This window comes from Vibrio sp. 10N.286.51.C3 (assembly GCF_003050065.1).
GTDB lineage: Bacteria > Pseudomonadota > Gammaproteobacteria > Enterobacterales > Vibrionaceae > Vibrio > Vibrio crassostreae.
This window is the reverse complement of sequence record NZ_PIGC01000005.1, coordinates 199732-216320: the sequence shown is the minus strand read 5'-3', so window position 1 is coordinate 216320 and position 16589 is coordinate 199732. Positions and strand designations below refer to the sequence as shown.

Genomic DNA, 16589 nt, shown 5'->3' with positions numbered 1-16589 from the left:
AGCGCTCCACCAACCTAATCACCCAGTAAATACAAGGAGCGAATTAAATTTTGCTAACTGATTAATCCAACAATAAAGACACTAAACTCGCTCCCAAATCAAAGAAGTAAATTGTAAATCTAATACAATGTCGGCTAACTCTTTTCATAAACTCTGCACTCCATGAACCAAACAGAATTCCAGCAAAAAATAGCGAGTTTCACCTCCATCGAACAAGCGCTTGATTACTTTGAGATTGGGTTTGATAGCAAGTTCATCGAGCAAAACAGAATCGAACTCGTTAAGCGATTTAATGGTTATCTGATTCTTGCGAAACCTGATGATTGGTTTTCTGGACGAAGAGCGCTAAAAAACGCTTATTGCAAGGTGCAACGTAGTAAGTTAGATCGCCACACACGTTCTGCCTGCCACGGGTGTACCACTTGCCAGCGCCGATAGTTGGAAAGTGGGTTGTTGAAAAATAGACAACTAAAAATGAGATAGTTGAAATAACATCTCATTACGATTTAGTTAGTGGTTTGCTCGAAAAAAAGTGTGCTAGTCTTACGGCAACTCAACTACGAGATAAAAACTACAATGAAAATTTTCAGCAATTTCGAAAGCGGCAACATTCACGTCGTTTCAGCAGATTCACCACAAAACATTCAACTGACTATCCCAGCAGACAACCAGACTGAAATCTCTCAGTGGTTCCACTTCCGCTTAGAAAGCGATGCTCAACAAGCACACCACTTCGAAATCGGTCAACTGGCAACATCGGCGTATCCTGAAGGCTGGAAAGATTATGATGTGGTTGCATCGTACGACCGTGAAGAGTGGTTCCGTATCCCATCTCAATTCGATGGCGACACACTAAGCTTCGACATCATTCCAGAGCACGATTCAATGTACTTCGCGTACTTCGCGCCTTACTCATACGATCGTCACCAAGATCTTCTGCACAGTGCTCAAACGCACCCGGCTTGTAAGCTTGAAACTCTGGGCCACACGCTAGACAACAATGACATCACTTTGCTAACCATTGGTGAGCCAAGTGAAGAGAAGAAAAACATTTGGGTTATAGGTCGCCAACACCCTGGCGAGACTATGGCTGAATGGTTGATCGAAGGTCTACTTCAACGTCTGCTTGATGAAACAGATACAGTAGGTCGTTCTCTGCTAGACAGCGTTGTTTTCCGCGTGGTTCCTAACATGAACCCAGATGGCAGCATCCGCGGTCACCTTCGTACTAATGCGATTGGCGTTAACCTGAACCGTGAATGGCAATCGCCTTCTATGGAACGTAGCCCAGAAGTATTCCTTGTTCGTGAGCGCATGCTAGAAACGGGCGTTGATCTGTGTCTAGACATTCACGGCGACGAAGCGATCCCATATAACTTTGTAGCAGGTAGCGAAGGCACGCCTTCATACAACGAGCGCATTGCTAAACTAGAAAATCACTTCAAGCAAGCACTGCTGACTATCACGCCAGAGTTCCAAGATGAGTTTGGTTACGATAAAGACGAACCGGGCAAAGCGAATATGACGGTTGGCACAAACTGGATTGGTGAGCAGTTCAAGTGTTTAGCTTACACAGTCGAGATGCCATTTAAAGATCACATCAGCCACGCAGACGAACTTTACGGTTGGTCTCCAGAACGCAGCGTTGCATTTGGTCACGACATGTTAGCCGCAGTTTGGGCGACAGTAGACGAGCTATAAAACGAACTATAGGCAGACTAAACTCCTTAGTTTGTCCGTATCGTTAGTTTGCTTACATATATAGTAAAGCCCAGCACTTGAAAAAGTGCTGGGCTTTTTAATATCGGTTTGAATGAGTGAATCTAACTTTAAAAGCTTTCTATGCCACTCTGAGGCTAGCAAAAAATACTGGGTATCGCTGTCTGATGTGGCGTTGTTCAGACACCATATCTTTAAAGCTCGGGCCTTGTGATAACTGAACGATCACTTCGTCACCTTCTTGTCGCAATACAGCACCGCTAATATCAATACTGTTGTTGTCATGTAACCTTAAAGTGCCTGCCATTGAAAAGCCGCGGTAAACCGGAATAATATTACGCATCATCAGGCGTACGCCCTTTTCAGAAACTTCACTGACATGAAAAAGCTCATCCTTAATTCGCATCACCGGACGTGCCTTTTGAGGGTACTTTAAGCGGTAATATTTGCGTTTCTGGGTGAATGAATCTTCACGCATTAGTGACTCCCTGTCTCTGTTATTCGGTCAAGCAATAGACTTTGGCTTCAATTGGTCTCAAACAAACACATTCACCAAATTGATAGCTGATTATTATATCGACTTTATAACCTAATGCTTTAGGCATTTATGCAGAGAGACAAGGATTCCCTAAGATTCAGTGAAAAGTGAGATATGAGTCGTATCGGTTAACGCTTCTATCAAGCTCTAAACCTAAAGCTGAAACAACGCCAACTGAATGCTGAAGCCCACAAATAGAACCCCACACACGATGTTCATCATTTGCGAGGTACGCTTTTGAACCAACAAGCGCTTAAACGTATCCGCCATTAAGATCACAACCAAAAACCACATCGACACCACTATCGCTTGAATCCCACCAAGCATTAGGCTGTCTGACACAATCGTATCTTTTGACACAAATTGAGGGAATATAGAAAGATAAAATAGGACAATTTTAGGATTCAGTAGATTAGTAAGGAGCCCTTTGAAAAATTGGTTATAAAGCTTACTTCCCGATGCGCCTACCACTGAAAGTACGCCCTCTTGAGCGCGCAGCGCCGCACGAAAATGGTTATACCCAAGCCAGACAAGGTACAAAACCCCAGCCCACTTAAGCCCTTCAAAGGCCATGGGAGTGTTCGACAATAACAGGCTTATGCCGTTGGCCGAGATAAATGCGTGAAAAAAGAAACCACATGACACGCCCAACACGTTCACAAATGCGAACAGCTTCCTTTGAGTTAATGCTGTGCTTAATACCAACAGCGCATTAGGGCCCGGAATAATGGCAATAAAAAACACGATAACAATAAACAGCCAGATACTGTCCAAACTCATTTCGATCTCATTTCATGAACATTTTTAGGGCGAACATTCTACGTCCATTCAGTGCCATTACAATATGATAAACGTTTAATTATCACGTCTGGCTAACATACATAATTCGCACGTATAATGAATACGTTTATCGTGTAACGTACAAAACTGATTCTCTAACATTTACAGCCCTGTTAGACTCCACCTCCCTTTTGATACTTGGTTCATTTATGTCATTTGCTAGCCTAACCCTTAACGCAAAAACCGTCGCGGCGATCCCATCTCAATTCAATAAGCCGACAGAGATACAGCAAGCGGTAATTCCTACAATTATTGCGGAGAAAGATGTGCTTGCATTAGCTCAAACAGGCAGCGGTAAAACATTGGCATTCGGCTTACCTTTGCTAAATAACATCAATCAAGATGTAAATGAACTCCAAGCTCTGATCATTGTTCCAACACGCGAGCTTGCGTCTCAAGTCGCTGAGTCTTTAGAACCGATCGCAACAGCGCTCGATATCAAATTGGTAACGCTAACGGGTGGTGTGAACGCGGATGACCAACAACAGCAATTACTAACGAAACCACAGCTTACCATTGCTACACCAGGGCGCTTGCTTGGTGTCATCAAGAGTGGCGAATTAGAGTTAACTCAATGTGTGTCATTGGTTCTTGATGAGGCTGATCGCCTGATCGACATGGGTTTTTGGCCAGATATTCAAGCGATTACCGCTGCACTGCCAGCGAAACGACAATCACTACTATTCTCAGCAACACTTCCGTCGGAATTAGTAGGTCAAGCTGAAGAGCTTCTTTCAAATCCAGTTAAAGTCACGACACACCAAGAAAACAGCGTGGTCGCGACTATTGAAGAAACTCTGTACTTAGTGAACAAAGGCAGTAAAGCTCAAGCTCTGATTGCCCTACTTAATCAAAACCAATGGCCACAGGTGTTGGTTTTTATTGGTGCGAAGGACAATGCTGACGCATTAACTAAGCGATTGAGTAAAGCCAAGATCAGTGTGAGTGCGTTACATGGAAATAAGAGCCAAGAAGAACGAGAGCAAACATTAGAAAGCTTCAAAAATGGCGAAACTCGCGTACTTATCGCAACCGATGTGATGGCTCGTGGTATCCATATTGATCAGCTACCTGTCGTGATCAACTTTGAGTTACCACCTCACTCAGCAACTTATGTACATCGCGTAGGAAGAACGGCGAGAGCAGGAAGCGCAGGCTGTGCTATCTCACTGGTTAGCCATAGTGAAAGCGAACACCTCAATGCGATTCGAACTCTGACCAATAAGCCGCTAGCGCTGCAACCATTAGAAGGTTTTCCTGTTACAGACAAACCTGCATCTGAAGCGACAGCTCGCAAGCGTCCACCTAAAGACAAAATGGCAAATCGAAGAACAGCCAAAAAGAAGAGCATTAAACAATTTAAAAGCAAACCGAATAGCTCAAAGTAACCAGAAAGAGCTCAAAGTAACCAGAAATAGAATAATTAGCTCAGTTTGTACTGGGCTTTTTTATATGCAACAAAACATAATTCCACCCCAAAAACCTCCCTAAAGTTGCCAAATTAAATGACACTTTTGTGAATTATGATGCCAACGTATTGATTCTTGGTTGCTCAAAAAAAATACTCTTAAATCACGTTGACGCCCCTATGTCTGGCAACTAGATTTTTCTATTAGTGTCTACAACAGGAGGTCATTGAAATGAAACGTGCTAGCTCTACATATCGATTACAACTGATTAAGGAAGTGGCAACCCGCCGAGATCGTCAACGTTCCAATGACCCGATGGCAAACTACATACAAACCCTAATAGATAATAAAGATGATTGTGATACTTCGGTTGAACGTAACCAGAGGTTCAGTGGCAGTCATTTTGATGAGCACATAGGTGGTTGGATAAGTGACCACTGGGGTAACAAGTAGGACAACGAGAGTAATCCAACCAGCATAACCGCTGTAGAATTCGTCTCCGCATTAACCTATCATCTGCAACAATTCCCTATCCTAGAGTAAGCAGAAAGTGTCTGAGTTAAAAAGAGAAAAAGAAGTGATGGTTGCCTTCCAAGTGATACCTCGCGTTAAAGAAGGCAACAACTTCGAAGTGGTTGATAAAGCCATTGAAGTTGTGAAAGCTACCGATGTGCCTTTTCAAGTCGGTGCGATGGAAACCACGATGAAAGGTGAACTCAACCAATTACTCGATATCGTTAAAAAAGCAGAACAAGCTTGCTACGATGCAGGGGCTGTAGAAGTAATCACAAACATTAAGATTCACAGTAAAACCACCGAGGCCGATGATACATTTTGCACGTACCATCGTGGTGTAACGAAAGCGAATCACATGTTTGTTTAATAACATTTTTGTGAAAACTGAGCTTTAAGAAAGACTCTGAAGAACCAGTGGTGTTATTGGAAAGGCATGTCTGAAAGGTGAGAAAGGATTTCCATTCGTTCTTCTTCTGACATCGAATGCCAATCACGCGGAGTCTCTTCAGGGTCATCTTTCGCCCCGATCGGTTTGCGATCCAGTGCTTTGACTGGCTCTTTTTTGAGTTTTACGTTCTTTTTATTCATACCGACACCACTCCTTCAGGTACAAAGGTACCTATCTTAATATTACACCCCAACCATTATGTAAAGTAATAGTTACCGCGGAGTTAAATAAAATATTAATACATCCTCTTTAGCCAAAAAGATCTCTTTGGGGACTTGTATTTCCCTCTTCGTCGATCTGCTTACCAACCAAGTTTTTTTGTTTCATTATTTTTCTTCTATAGCGCTGACGACACAGCTTTATGACGTGCAATTGTTCTGACGGTGTCATCGACATCCAATTGAAGCGCTCTTCTCTTTTGCGCATACAACCATTGCAATAGCCTTTGTCATCGCTTGAACAAACCCCAACGCAAGGGCTTGGAACTTGGAAAAACTCTAACTGCTCCACCGTGCCTCCTTACACATTTAAAATTACGCTTACTATCTCAAAAATAAGCGATTAATTTGTCGCCTAGCTCATGAAATCCATACTAAACTATGACCTTATACTGACACATATAGTGTTTTGTAAACTATACTTTGAACCCATCAAGTTACACTTATTCGGTAACTTCGTTCTTTCCTTTGGAGCCTTATAATATGAAGTTTAGTTCAAAAAAATTACTAGCAGTAACCGCTTTACCTATGATGCTAGCAGCATGCACAACAACAGGTGACAACGCGATGCAAGTAACACCAACCGATCTACAGCACCATAATTGGGAACTTGCGCAAATTGATGGCAAGGACATTGTGAAAAGCGAAGACCAAGCAGCTCCTCGTCTAGAGATCGGCGAAAAGATGACTGCAAACGGCATGGCTGGTTGTAACAACTTCTTCGGTCAAGGTGAGCTGAAAGACGGTCAATTCCGTATCAAACAAATGGGCATGACAATGAAAATGTGTCAGGGCTCAGCGATGGAAATCGAACAATCGGTTTCAACTACTCTAAGCGAGTGGAGCGACGTAACGCTAACAAACGATACGCTAGTACTGAAAAACGATGTACACACACTAACGTACACAATTCGTGACTGGGTAAACTAACCCATCATCGACACCAGATATTGATTTAAGGAGCCTTCACGGCTCCTTTTTTATTGCTTGCTCAAAACCTAATCATTAAAAACGCTACTTCTCACCTTCTTTTCGTACCAACCTCCAATAAATATCAAAAAAACCTCATTTAGGTGCAATTAATTCACCGCTTTAACGGTCTGTTGCTAGGATGGCAAAGGCCCCTAGTAATTGATTGAATTTACTGTTGAATTAGAATTTATTTGAGAAACAGATAGAATAACTATTATGCCGTGTTGATCTTTCGTTAGCCACGAAAGGTCAACACGTCCAAGGGAGTTCGAAAACACAATGCTCTTGCCCGTTCACTACCAAATGGAAAAGTTTATGAACAAGATAGTAAGTACGTTAGGAATCATGGCAACCGTTGCATACAGCGCAACCATTTATGCTGATGAAGCAACATCCACCGAGAGTTGGAACCAAATAGAACAGCAGGCAGAGGGAGAAACTGTCTACTTTCACGCTTGGGGCGGAAGCCAAGAGATCAACCGTTACCTACAATGGGCAGGCAAGAAATTACAAAGTGACTATGGTGTCACGCTGAAGCATGTGAAAGTAACCGATATTGCGGAAACCACCACTCGACTGCTTGCTGAAAAAGCGGCAGGCAAGAACAGCGAAGGCAGTGTTGATATCGTTTGGATCAATGGCGAAAACTTCCGTTCGATGAAAGATAACGCTTTGCTGTTTGGCCCGTTCACGGAGTCGCTTCCAAACTGGCAATATGTCGATAAGTCTCTGCCGATTGATGTCGACTTCTCTGAACCAACAGAAGGCCTTGAAGCACCTTGGGGCGTTGGACAATTGGTGTTTATTCATGACCAAGAGACACTACACAACCCGCCACAATCATTCTCAGAGATGTTGAGCTACGCTCAAGCTTTCCCGAACCGATTAAGCTACCCTCGCCCACCAGAATTTCATGGTACGAGCTTCATTAAGTCTCTACTGATTGAACTAACCAACAACAGCCCAGAACTCGCTAAGCCTGTTTCAGAAGACAACTTCCAAGAAGTTACAGCACCACTATGGGCTTACTTAGATAAATTCCATAAAGTAGCGTGGCGCGGTGGCAAACAATTCCCAGCAGGCACATCAGAAAGTATCCAACTTTTGGATGATGGACAGCTCGATCTCGCGATTACGTTCAATCCAAACTCTGTTTATTCAGCACAAGCAAGTGGTCGCCTAGCCGAAACCACTAAGGCCTATGCTCTAGAAAGCGGCGCTTTATCTAACATTCACTTCCTTGCTATTCCTTGGAATGCCAATGCAACCGCAGGAGCTCAAGTGACCATTAACTTCTTGCTGAGCCCAGAAGCGCAATCTCGTAAAGGTGACCTCAATGTTTGGGGCGATCCTTCGGTACTGAGCAGCAAGTACCTCACTGGCAGCGCCAAAAACACCCAACAATTTAAATCGGTTGATGAACCACACCCTAGCTGGCAAAACGCGCTCGAGAAAGAGTGGCTGAAGCGATACGGTAACTAATCTTTATGCTACGCGCTCTATATTTTGTTGTTATAGCTGTGTGCATTATCCCAACCATTCCTGGGGTGGCGGGAGTCGTGGCTTCGTCACTGAGTTTCATCCCGCCCCTAGGTTTAGAGGAACCAACACTCAACGGTTTTAGCCAAGTCTTTCAATGGGAAGGAGCTTGGCACTCTATTGGCTTGAGCCTAGGTTCAGCGATTGCAAGCAGCTATATTGCCTGCTTCCTAACCTTTTGTATTCTTCAAGCCTCTTGGGGAAACAAGTTTTGGAGAAAGATTGAGTTAACGCTATCGCCAATGCTGGCTATTCCGCATGTGGCTTTCGCTATCGGCTTTGCTTTCTTATTCAGCCCGACAGGGCTTGGAGCCAGAGCCGTGCATCACTTGCTTGGCGAATCGGCTACGAGCTCAGAATTGGCGTTATTGGTGAAAGACCCATACGCGTTCGGCTTGATCATTATGCTCGCACTCAAAGAAGTACCTTTCTTGTTGCTGATGAGCATTTCGACACTGCAGCAAATTGATGTAGAACGTATCACTAAGGTCAGTGCATCTCTGGGTTATAGCCGTGCTCAGATTTGGTGGAAATCTATTTTCCCACAATGGTTTACTAAGCTTCGCTTCCCAATGCTGGCGGTACTCGCTTACAGTGTCTCGGTTGTCGATATTGCTTTGATCATTGGCCCGACAAACCCACCAACCTTTGCGGTATTAGTATGGCAATGGTTTAACGATCCAGATCTTAACCTACTGCCGCGAGCAGCAGCCGGAGCTATTGTTCTATTTGGTTTAGCGTCGTTAATCATCGCCTTAGCACGTTTCGTTGAATGGGCGATCCTTAAATACTTTCGAATTTGGCAATATTCAGGCAGAACAGGCGCGAACCTTCCTGGGAAAACCGTGTTTACTGCGCTTGCTGCGTTATCACTGCTTATCATTCCATTGATGGTGATTTGGAGTGTTGCCCAACGTTGGCGTTTCCCAGACCTACTCCCTAGCCGATATAGCATGCGTTTCTGGGAGTTTGAGTGGGATGGCATCATGAGTACCGTCGGACAAAGCTTGTGGATTGGTTTGATTGCCGCTTCAGTCGCTTTGTTGCTTGCGCTGGTTGCTCACGAATACAGAATCAAATACAAGTGGCAAGTTCCGGGCTTCATTATCGCCATTCCGATGTTGATACCTCAACTCTCGGTGTTGTTTGGTATGCAAGTCACGACCCTCTACGTTGGCAGTAGTGCCTATGAGTTCTGGGTGATTTGGGCGCATGTTTTCTTTGCTTTCCCGTTTGTGTATCTCTCTTTGGACGGCCCATGGAAAAGCTTTAACGATGGGTTGATTAAAGCCTCGCTTAGCCTGGGTAAATCGCCATTTCAGAGTTGGTATTCAATCAAACTGCCAATCTTGCTTCCTGCTATTGCCTTTGCTTGGGCGGTCGGGATCAGTGTGAGTTTGGCCCAGTACCTTCCAACATTGATGCTAGGTGCGGGCCGTATTAGCACCATCACCACAGAAGCGGTTGCCCTAACCAGTGGTTTCGACCGCAGGGTGACAGCAATCTATGCCATTTGGCAGGCCTTATTGCCTCTGTTCTTTTTCTCTTTAGCGATATTGGTCAGCCGACTTCAACTTAGATATCGCCGTCTTACTTTTAAAGGTTTCCTAAGTAATGAGTCTGTACCTCAACGACCTCGCCATCCGTAAAACCGATGGGGATTCGCTGTTCTCAGCGCTAAACGTAACATTAGAATCTGGCCAAATACTGGCTTTAATGGGGCCGAGTGGCTGCGGAAAGTCGACCTTACTGGATGCGATTGCTGGTCACTTAAGTGAAGAGTTTTCGTATTCTGGCAGCGTTGTGTTGAACGATATTCAGCTAGATGACCTGCCTTCACATCAGCGTGAAGTCGGTATTTTGTTTCAAGATGACTTGTTGTTTCCGCACCTAAAAGTATGGGAGAACTTAGCCTTTTCATTACCTAATTCGGTTAAGGGTTCCGCTCGTCAACAGCAAGCCATGGCTGCACTAAAAGACATAGAGCTGACTCACTTGGCAGAGTCATTCCCGGATCAAATTTCAGGCGGTCAACGCGCAAGAATAAGCTTAACTCGTATGTTACTAGCCAAGCCAAAACTCGCCCTACTCGACGAACCGTTCAGTAAGTTAGACCAAGAGTTAAGATCACAATTTCGCGATTGGGTGTTTGAACAATTGACCAAAGCAAATATCCCGACGTTAATGGTCACGCACGACGAGGCCGATGTGCCTCAAGGGGCAGAAGTACTGTCTTGGCCATGGAGAAGTCACAATGCTGGATAAGTACTCCATTAAGGTCATTAAATGGCCATTGAATCAGTCGGCTAAGTTACTGAACCAATTAGGTATCACGGCCAATCAAACCACGTTATTCGGATTTCTGGTTGGGTGTTTAGCATTTCCAGCATTAGCATTTCAGCAATACGAATTGGCATTGGGGTTTATTGTATTTAACAGGGTTTGCGACGGACTTGATGGCGCTTTGGCTCGAATCCAAGGCATCAGTGATGCAGGTGGCTTCCTCGATATCAGCTTGGATTTCCTTTTCTATTCGCTGATTCCTTTTGGCTTTGTGATTGCCAATCCAGAGCACAACGCCATTGCCGGTGCATTTTTGATCTTCTCTTTTATCGGTACAGGCAGTAGCTTTTTGGCGTTTGCGGTAATGGCAGGCAAACGAGGCATTGAAAACCCAGTCTATAAACATAAGTCTCTTTATTACATGTCGGGATTAACCGAAGGTACAGAAACCATTGCTTGTTTCATTGCTTTCTGTATTTGGCCTCAACACTTTGCAGTTATCGCCTATACCTTTGGTGCAGCTTGCTGGCTGACTACATTTATGCGTATCTATTTTGGGTTCCAAACTCTTAAGACTCAGCAAGAGATCTAGTGCTCTAACGACAAAAACAAGATACAAAAACGCCGCTCAATATGAGCGGCGTTTTTTCTAACTGATGTATAGAATCAATTAAGCGTCAGCAGAAGCGCCTATCTTAAACCTCAGAACTTTGAGGCTCGAATCAAGATCGACATCAACAAACTCAGGCGGGTTGTCTAAACGTTCAATAAACTCAACGCTTGGTGCTTCTTCTACCATCGTCTCAATCAGGAAGTTTGGTGATACAGCAGGTGAATTCACACAGGCAATCACTTCACCACCTTCTGTTAGAAGCTCAGGCAAACGACGTAAGATTTTTTTATAATCTTTAGTTAGAGCAAAGCTGCCTTTTTGGAACGAAGGTGGATCGATGATAACCAACTCGTAAGGGCCGCCCTTCTTGATTTTCCCCCACGACTTAAAGATATCGTAGCCAAGGAAGTTAACCGAGCGCATGTCGTGCTCATTAAGACGGTGGTTATCACGACCTTTATTCAACGAGCCGCGAGACATATCCACGTTCATGCATTGACGAGCACCACCAGCGATAGCCGCGACAGAGAAGCCACAAGTATATGCGAACAGGTTAAGAACATTCTTATCCTTGGCATTATCTTGCACCCACTGACGACCATTACGCATGTCTAGGAACAAACCGAAGTTCTGATTACGGCCAATGTCGAGTTGATATTTAAGACCGTGCTCAACCACAACGGGTGAGTCATTGAGTTCGCCCCATAAAACCTCTGAAGGCACGCCATCGGCATAACGGTGTTGCAGAACAATACTTGTGCCCTGCTTTGCTTGCCAGATGTCTTTATTAGTCAGATCAACCAATCCAGCTTTAAGAGATGATAAGAATTCGTCATCCACCTCTTTGAATATGTTAACCAATAACTGCCCATCAACCCAATCACATGTCAGTTGATCTAGACCTGGCCAAAACTTACCGCGACCGTGAAAAATACGGCGTAGTTCATTCGGCACTTCATTAAGTTGCTGTTCAATATGACTAAAAAACAGAGGTAAAGCTGATGCTTCCATTATTTCACTCACTTAGTATTTAGCTTCGGCCAAGTTAATGACCAAGGTTCAAGCCAACTGTCTAAACCAGCAGACACAGTCTCTTGATGCCACTTCTCACCTAAGGAATCTAGGTTCCTTGGGTCACAGACATATTCGTAGGCTTGTGATTGATAGGTAAATCGAATCGCGAATGCATGCAGATATCCTCTGTCAGCCTCACTCGATGGATTATAAATAGGGTCACCAACAATGGCTGAGCCGATCGACTTCATCGCAACACGGATCTGGTGTGTGCGCCCCGTATAGGGTTTACACAAAAGTAGACGCTCACCGGGTTCAGCCGTTGCTGATAAAAATTGGGTAATCGCTGGGTTTTCTTTGCTAGTCATTAGCTTCCAGCTAGAGCGTCGTGAACGCTCCATATCTCCAGAAATCAAACCCTGCTTTTTCTTTGGCTTCTTAGAGCCAATCGCAAGGTAGTATTTCTCCACTTCACGCCTTGCAAACAGTTGCGAAAGCTCACTCGCAGCCAACGCATTTTTTGCCAACAACAGAATGCCTGAGGTCATTTTATCGAGTCGATGAACGAGATATAGCTTAGGCTCATTGATCGCCTTAGCAACTTCTTGAAGCAACATGGTATCGCCATCGTCTTTGTGGACGCTGACTCCAGGATGCTTATTGATAATTAAAAAATCAGAGTGGTTCAGAAGAATATCGAACATGTAAAGGCTAGCTCCATTGTAGAGCGTGGAGTATACCGTGTCTGAACCCAGATTCCAGCTACGAAAAAGCCCAACTAACTCAATAAACATTGAATCATTGGGCTTATTTTTATTTGTTCGCTTTCGGTAATAGGCTTTTAGCCTCTATCGAATACGAACTAAGCACTAAGCACTAAGCACTAAGCACTAAGCAAGTTTGAACTTACCGACTAATGATTCTAGTTCAGCAACCTTAGCATTCAAACCTGAAGTGTTTTCAGAACTGCGAGTCGCCAGTTGCAAGGATTGCTCTGAGATATCACTGATCGCGGTAATATCTGCAGCAATCTCTTTGGTCACCGCTGTCTGTTCTTCTGCCGCAGTCGCAATTGAGTTAACCATGCTTTGTACATTGCCCGCACCGCTAACAATTGCTTCTAGAGCCGATACCGCCCCTGTGCTTTGCTCTACACCAATTTCAACTAAACGACAGTTGTCTTGAGTGTAAGTTACGGCTTCTTGAGTACCAGACTGAATCGATTGGATGATGCCAGACACTTCTTGCGTTGCTTTGGTGGTTCTTTCAGCCAACGCTCTTACTTCGTCAGCTACCACGGCAAAACCTCGGCCAAACTCACCAGCTCGCGCCGCTTCAATCGCCGCGTTCAAAGCCAATAAATTCGTCTGCTCTGCAATGTCTTCGATCACTTTAATCACACTGCCAATTTGTTCACCATGCGAACCCAGCGTGTTCATCTGTACCGACATGTCACTCATTTGAGCAGAAACTTGTTGAATGCTTGCTACCATCTCTACAATCACGTTACGACCATCTTCTGCTGAAGACTCAGAACGTCGAGCTTCTTCATAAGTAGAGGTGCCCTGCTGTGCCACTTCCGAAATGGTCAAGCTTAGCTCTTCTGCAGCCGTTGCTATCAGGTTTGCTTTGTCAGCTTGAGCAGAAGCACCCGTCACGATGTCTTGGCTGATAGAAGATAGTTCACCTGTCACAGATTGGACCTGGTTGGTCACAGAAGAAATTGAACCCAAGAGGTCGACCAAAGATTTCTGCATCTGGTTGATCGACTTAGCAAGATCCGCCAATTCATCGCCTGAATCATCAACAATATCTCCAGCGGTAAGATCGCCATTTGCTACACGGCGCGCAACTTGTTCAACACGAGTTAGGCGGTTAGTGATAGAGCTAGACAATACAAATGCAATCACACAACCAAATACAATCGCAATGGCAGACAACACCATGATGGTACGTTCAATCATGGTAAACGACTCGGTTAATACAAGCAGTGATTGCTCTGTATCAGCACGCTCACTTGCTGACGCTTGGTCAAGCAAGTTTTCAATTGGGATCAAGTTGCTCTCATACAAAGATCGAAGCTGCTGGATGTTTGCTAGTAGCTCGGATTCATCATTGATCTTAGGCACAAGCTTCGCTTCAAACTCTTGAGTGAAACGCCCCATCAAGTTTTCAATTCGCTGAATACGTCGATGATCTTCCGATCCTCTGCTCTCCAAACGCTTCGCCTGCTCAATAGCTTGAGCAAACTCGTTCTTATTGGTTCGATAATCGTTCAACGCGTTATCAACCTGAATAATCGCGCCCAAAGCGTCCCGATAAACATCGCCCGCTTCATCTATCAATACAAGGTAGGTAACGGTACCCGGTACATCATCCATTCTAATCTCATCAGCGCTTTTATGGGCCCCAATAACTTCTATCCATACAATACCGACTAACGTGACAAGCACCGCCAATATAGAGCCAAAACCGGCATACAGTTTCTTTCTCACTGACAATTTCACACAACACCTACCTAAATAAAATTATCGGCCAAAACAGCCCTTAACATTTATTATATCGGCTAGCACACGGATAACTTTAGTGAATGAATGTTTTTTATTTTTCGAAGAGAATTAAGATACTCACATAAAAAAACGGGAGCCATGGGCTCCCGTTTATTAACTTACTTTAACTTGCGATTCTAGCTTCTAAGAACTTTGGTTTCTAAAAACTATAGCTTCTTAGAGATAAGCGCAGAGCCAGCAATGATACCAATACCTAGTAGCATGATTGCACCTTTACCGCTGTCGAAGCCAGAAGAGATACCCATGAACGCAACGATAGCGATAGCTACTGGGATGATGTACTTAACTAGTGTGTACCATAGACCGAATAGTGGGAAAGATACTTCACCGTCGTTAGTGATCTCTTTCTCTAGGTCAGCACGGTTTAGTCTCCAACCAGCGAAGATACATACCAACATACCGCCAACTGCTAGGAAGATCTTATCAGTTAGTAAGTCGAAGATATCGAACGCACCAGTACCGAACAATGTTGGACCGAAGCCACCAAGTGATAGAGAAGCGAAGATACATAGAATCGCCATTACGACACTCGCAGACAGTACAGCTGTTACACGCTTCATGCCTTTCTCATCGATTAGGTACGAAACCACAACTTCAAGTAGAGATACTGAAGATGTCAGTGCCGCAACACTCAGACCAACGAAGAACATAAGAGCAAATAGAAGACCCACTACGCCGCCCATTTCAGCGAATAGCTGAGGAACAACAACGAATACCAGACCAGGACCCGCTGCAGGCTCCATACCGAATGCGAACATTGCTGGGAACATTGCAACACCAGCTAGGATAGCAACACCTGTATCCATTGCCGTAACCATAGCGGTAGTTTGAACTAGGTTCTCTTTCTTCTTCAGGTAAGAACCGTAAGTCAACATACAACCCATACCAAGAGATAGTGAGAAGAATGCTTGACCTAGTGCAGCTAGGATTACACCGCTGTCTACTTTAGAGAAGTCAGGGCTGAATAGGAATTCAAGACCAGCCATCGCGCCCGGAAGCATGATGCCTTTGATTGATACCACGATAAGGATAATGAAAAGAAGTGGCATTAAGATCTTACCCGCTTTCTCAATACCGCCAGAAATACCCTTCATAACGATGACAACGTTAAGCAGTAGGTATAAGCCCATCCACATAAGTGGCTGAACTGGGTTTGAGATAAAGCCACCAAAGCTGTCACCGATTGCTTCAGGTGCGTCTAGTAGACCACCAGCAATTTTACCGATGTATGCGATAGACCAGCCACCTACTACAGGGTAGAAACCCATGATTAGCAGACCACTTACTACACCGATAACACCAGCGAACGTCCAGCGACGGTCAGTTGATTTAAATGCACCTACTGCTGATCTCTGCGTATGACGGCCAATCGCAAATTCAGTCAGCATCACACTGAAACCGATGAAGATTACAAAAAACAGGTAAATTGCAACGAATGCACCGCCGCCACTTTCGCCTGCTGTGTATGGGAATTTCCAGATGTTACCTAGACCAACAGCAGAACCTGCTGCAGCCATTACGAATCCTAACTTCGAACCCCAGGTATCGCGGGGTGTTGTGGTTGTATTACTAGTAGCCACGTGTACTCCAAACTTTTGTGTTATGTGATGTTGTGTTTTGCTTTGAGTGGCGTCTTTAAAAGATAAGGCGTATAAAAAAATTTACACACCTAAAAGATTTGATTGACGCTCGTATATAGCAAGTAAACCAGTTTAAGAATAAAATTGGAAGCCCGAACCGTATATATTTCGTTACCAATGTAAATTTTTATGGTTAAATGCCGCCTTTTCATACAAAACAATCGTTTTCGTCTTAAGTTAACCAAAACTTAACAACTATAACCTGTTTACAGCTTTAGCTCTAATTTGTAAATAGTTGATTCCTTAAATTCCCATATCCGTAAAATAGCA

General features: G+C 44.2%; 18 protein-coding genes. 10 read left to right on the top strand and 8 right to left on the bottom strand.

From position 1 onward, the window contains the following. The first annotated feature begins 162 nt into the window (after window positions 1-162). Both CWO27_RS07540 and CWO27_RS07535 read left to right on the top strand, forming a co-directional pair. Complete coding sequence (locus tag CWO27_RS07540) at window positions 163-438, top strand: nitrogenase-stabilizing/protective protein NifW (protein WP_107898777.1); 276 nt, start codon at window positions 163-165, stop codon at window positions 436-438. A 138-nt stretch (window positions 439-576) separates the two neighbouring features. Beyond that, window positions 577-1701: a M14 family metallopeptidase gene (locus tag CWO27_RS07535; protein ID WP_048658353.1), complete on the top strand. Its 1125-nt coding sequence runs from the start codon at window positions 577-579 to the stop codon at window positions 1699-1701. Between the two features lie 139 nt (window positions 1702-1840). On the opposite strand, the gene CWO27_RS07530 is transcribed toward CWO27_RS07535, so the two are convergent. Then, window positions 1841-2197, bottom strand: coding sequence for a hypothetical protein (locus CWO27_RS07530; RefSeq protein WP_017060329.1), 357 nt, complete (start codon window positions 2195-2197; stop codon window positions 1841-1843). Window positions 2198-2410: 213 nt separating this feature from the next. After that, window positions 2411-3037 (bottom strand): LysE family translocator, encoded by a 627-nt coding sequence (locus CWO27_RS07525; protein WP_048658351.1) that lies wholly within the window; start codon window positions 3035-3037, stop codon window positions 2411-2413. A 209-nt stretch (window positions 3038-3246) separates the two neighbouring features. On the opposite strand from CWO27_RS07525, the gene CWO27_RS07520 reads away from it, so the two are divergent. The 3 genes from CWO27_RS07520 to CWO27_RS07510 all read left to right on the top strand — a co-directional run bounded on the left by CWO27_RS07520 (window position 3247) and on the right by CWO27_RS07510 (window position 5389). Continuing rightward, window positions 3247-4485: a DEAD/DEAH box helicase gene (locus CWO27_RS07520; protein ID WP_107898776.1), complete on the top strand. Its 1239-nt coding sequence runs from the start codon at window positions 3247-3249 to the stop codon at window positions 4483-4485. A 252-nt stretch (window positions 4486-4737) separates the two neighbouring features. After that, window positions 4738-4959, top strand: a complete 222-nt coding sequence (locus CWO27_RS07515) for a hypothetical protein (RefSeq protein ID WP_102431613.1) — start codon at window positions 4738-4740, stop codon at window positions 4957-4959. A 127-nt stretch (window positions 4960-5086) separates the two neighbouring features. After that, window positions 5087-5389: a thiamine-binding protein gene (locus CWO27_RS07510; protein ID WP_102431612.1), complete on the top strand. Its 303-nt coding sequence runs from the start codon at window positions 5087-5089 to the stop codon at window positions 5387-5389. A gap of 53 nt (window positions 5390-5442) precedes the next feature. Here CWO27_RS07510 and CWO27_RS23550 read toward each other — a convergent pair whose 3' ends face one another. Next, window positions 5443-5610: a hypothetical protein gene (locus tag CWO27_RS23550; protein ID WP_009846446.1), complete on the bottom strand. Its 168-nt coding sequence runs from the start codon at window positions 5608-5610 to the stop codon at window positions 5443-5445. 109 nt (window positions 5611-5719) lie between these two features. Next, a complete protein-coding gene (locus CWO27_RS07505) occupies window positions 5720-5980 on the bottom strand; it encodes a DUF1289 domain-containing protein (RefSeq protein ID WP_102431611.1) in 261 nt (86 codons plus the stop codon). 191 nt (window positions 5981-6171) lie between these two features. Here CWO27_RS07505 and CWO27_RS07500 point away from each other — a divergent pair, with 191 nt between their 5' ends. The 5 genes from CWO27_RS07500 (at window position 6172) to CWO27_RS07480 (ending at window position 11074) form a co-directional block, all read left to right on the top strand. Then, window positions 6172-6618, top strand: a complete 447-nt coding sequence (locus CWO27_RS07500; RefSeq protein WP_107898775.1) for an META domain-containing protein — start codon at window positions 6172-6174, stop codon at window positions 6616-6618. A gap of 357 nt (window positions 6619-6975) precedes the next feature. Further along, a complete protein-coding gene (locus tag CWO27_RS07495) occupies window positions 6976-8142 on the top strand; it encodes an ABC transporter substrate-binding protein (RefSeq protein ID WP_107898774.1) in 1167 nt (388 codons plus the stop codon). A gap of 5 nt (window positions 8143-8147) precedes the next feature. Then, window positions 8148-9848, top strand: coding sequence for an ABC transporter permease (locus CWO27_RS07490; protein WP_107898773.1), 1701 nt, complete (start codon window positions 8148-8150; stop codon window positions 9846-9848). Continuing rightward, entirely contained in the window at window positions 9814-10464 is a 651-nt protein-coding gene (locus tag CWO27_RS07485; protein ID WP_107898772.1) for an ATP-binding cassette domain-containing protein, read from the top strand. Before CWO27_RS07490 ends, CWO27_RS07485 begins: the two co-directional genes overlap by 35 nt. Next, window positions 10454-11074, top strand: a complete 621-nt coding sequence (locus CWO27_RS07480) for a CDP-alcohol phosphatidyltransferase family protein (RefSeq protein WP_107898771.1) — start codon at window positions 10454-10456, stop codon at window positions 11072-11074. The genes CWO27_RS07485 and CWO27_RS07480 overlap by 11 nt, the downstream gene beginning before the upstream one ends. A 78-nt stretch (window positions 11075-11152) precedes the next feature. Here the strand turns inward: CWO27_RS07480 and CWO27_RS07475 are convergent, their stop codons facing one another. The 4 genes from CWO27_RS07475 to CWO27_RS07460 form a co-directional block, all read right to left on the bottom strand. Further along, entirely contained in the window at window positions 11153-12106 is a 954-nt protein-coding gene (locus CWO27_RS07475; RefSeq protein ID WP_107898770.1) for a class I SAM-dependent methyltransferase, read from the bottom strand. Between the two features lie 8 nt (window positions 12107-12114). Further along, on the bottom strand, window positions 12115-12813 hold the full coding sequence (locus tag CWO27_RS07470; protein WP_107898769.1) for a TIGR01621 family pseudouridine synthase: 699 nt from the start codon (window positions 12811-12813) through the stop codon (window positions 12115-12117). 186 nt (window positions 12814-12999) lie between these two features. Next, window positions 13000-14616 carry a methyl-accepting chemotaxis protein gene (locus CWO27_RS07465; protein WP_107898768.1) on the bottom strand — a complete coding sequence of 539 codons (1617 nt, stop codon included), beginning with the start codon at window positions 14614-14616 and terminating at the stop codon, window positions 13000-13002. A gap of 209 nt (window positions 14617-14825) precedes the next feature. Further along, the gene (locus tag CWO27_RS07460; protein WP_102431602.1) at window positions 14826-16259 is read right to left on the bottom strand and encodes a sodium-dependent transporter; all 1434 of its coding nucleotides are present in this window, start codon (window positions 16257-16259) and stop codon (window positions 14826-14828) included. Window positions 16260-16589 lie beyond the last annotated feature (330 nt).

What these genes read in the sequence shown, in the direction of transcription:
- CWO27_RS07470 (WP_107898769.1), bottom strand. Translation starts at nt 12,813, where the DNA reads ATGTTCGATATTCTTCTGAACCACTCTGATTTTTTAATTATCAATAAG.
- CWO27_RS07510 (WP_102431612.1), top strand. Translation starts at nt 5,087, where the DNA reads ATGGTTGCCTTCCAAGTGATACCTCGCGTTAAAGAAGGCAACAACTTC.
- CWO27_RS23550 (WP_009846446.1), bottom strand. Translation starts at nt 5,610, where the DNA reads ATGAATAAAAAGAACGTAAAACTCAAAAAAGAGCCAGTCAAAGCACTG.
- CWO27_RS07540 (WP_107898777.1), top strand. Translation starts at nt 163, where the DNA reads ATGAACCAAACAGAATTCCAGCAAAAAATAGCGAGTTTCACCTCCATC.
- CWO27_RS07515 (WP_102431613.1), top strand. Translation starts at nt 4,738, where the DNA reads ATGAAACGTGCTAGCTCTACATATCGATTACAACTGATTAAGGAAGTG.
- CWO27_RS07535 (WP_048658353.1), top strand. Translation starts at nt 577, where the DNA reads ATGAAAATTTTCAGCAATTTCGAAAGCGGCAACATTCACGTCGTTTCA.
- CWO27_RS07490 (WP_107898773.1), top strand. Translation starts at nt 8,148, where the DNA reads ATGCTACGCGCTCTATATTTTGTTGTTATAGCTGTGTGCATTATCCCA.
- CWO27_RS07475 (WP_107898770.1), bottom strand. Translation starts at nt 12,106, where the DNA reads ATGGAAGCATCAGCTTTACCTCTGTTTTTTAGTCATATTGAACAGCAA.
- CWO27_RS07500 (WP_107898775.1), top strand. Translation starts at nt 6,172, where the DNA reads ATGAAGTTTAGTTCAAAAAAATTACTAGCAGTAACCGCTTTACCTATG.
- CWO27_RS07480 (WP_107898771.1), top strand. Translation starts at nt 10,454, where the DNA reads ATGCTGGATAAGTACTCCATTAAGGTCATTAAATGGCCATTGAATCAG.
- CWO27_RS07495 (WP_107898774.1), top strand. Translation starts at nt 6,976, where the DNA reads ATGAACAAGATAGTAAGTACGTTAGGAATCATGGCAACCGTTGCATAC.
- CWO27_RS07520 (WP_107898776.1), top strand. Translation starts at nt 3,247, where the DNA reads ATGTCATTTGCTAGCCTAACCCTTAACGCAAAAACCGTCGCGGCGATC.
- CWO27_RS07530 (WP_017060329.1), bottom strand. Translation starts at nt 2,197, where the DNA reads ATGCGTGAAGATTCATTCACCCAGAAACGCAAATATTACCGCTTAAAG.
- CWO27_RS07485 (WP_107898772.1), top strand. Translation starts at nt 9,814, where the DNA reads ATGAGTCTGTACCTCAACGACCTCGCCATCCGTAAAACCGATGGGGAT.
- CWO27_RS07525 (WP_048658351.1), bottom strand. Translation starts at nt 3,037, where the DNA reads ATGAGTTTGGACAGTATCTGGCTGTTTATTGTTATCGTGTTTTTTATT.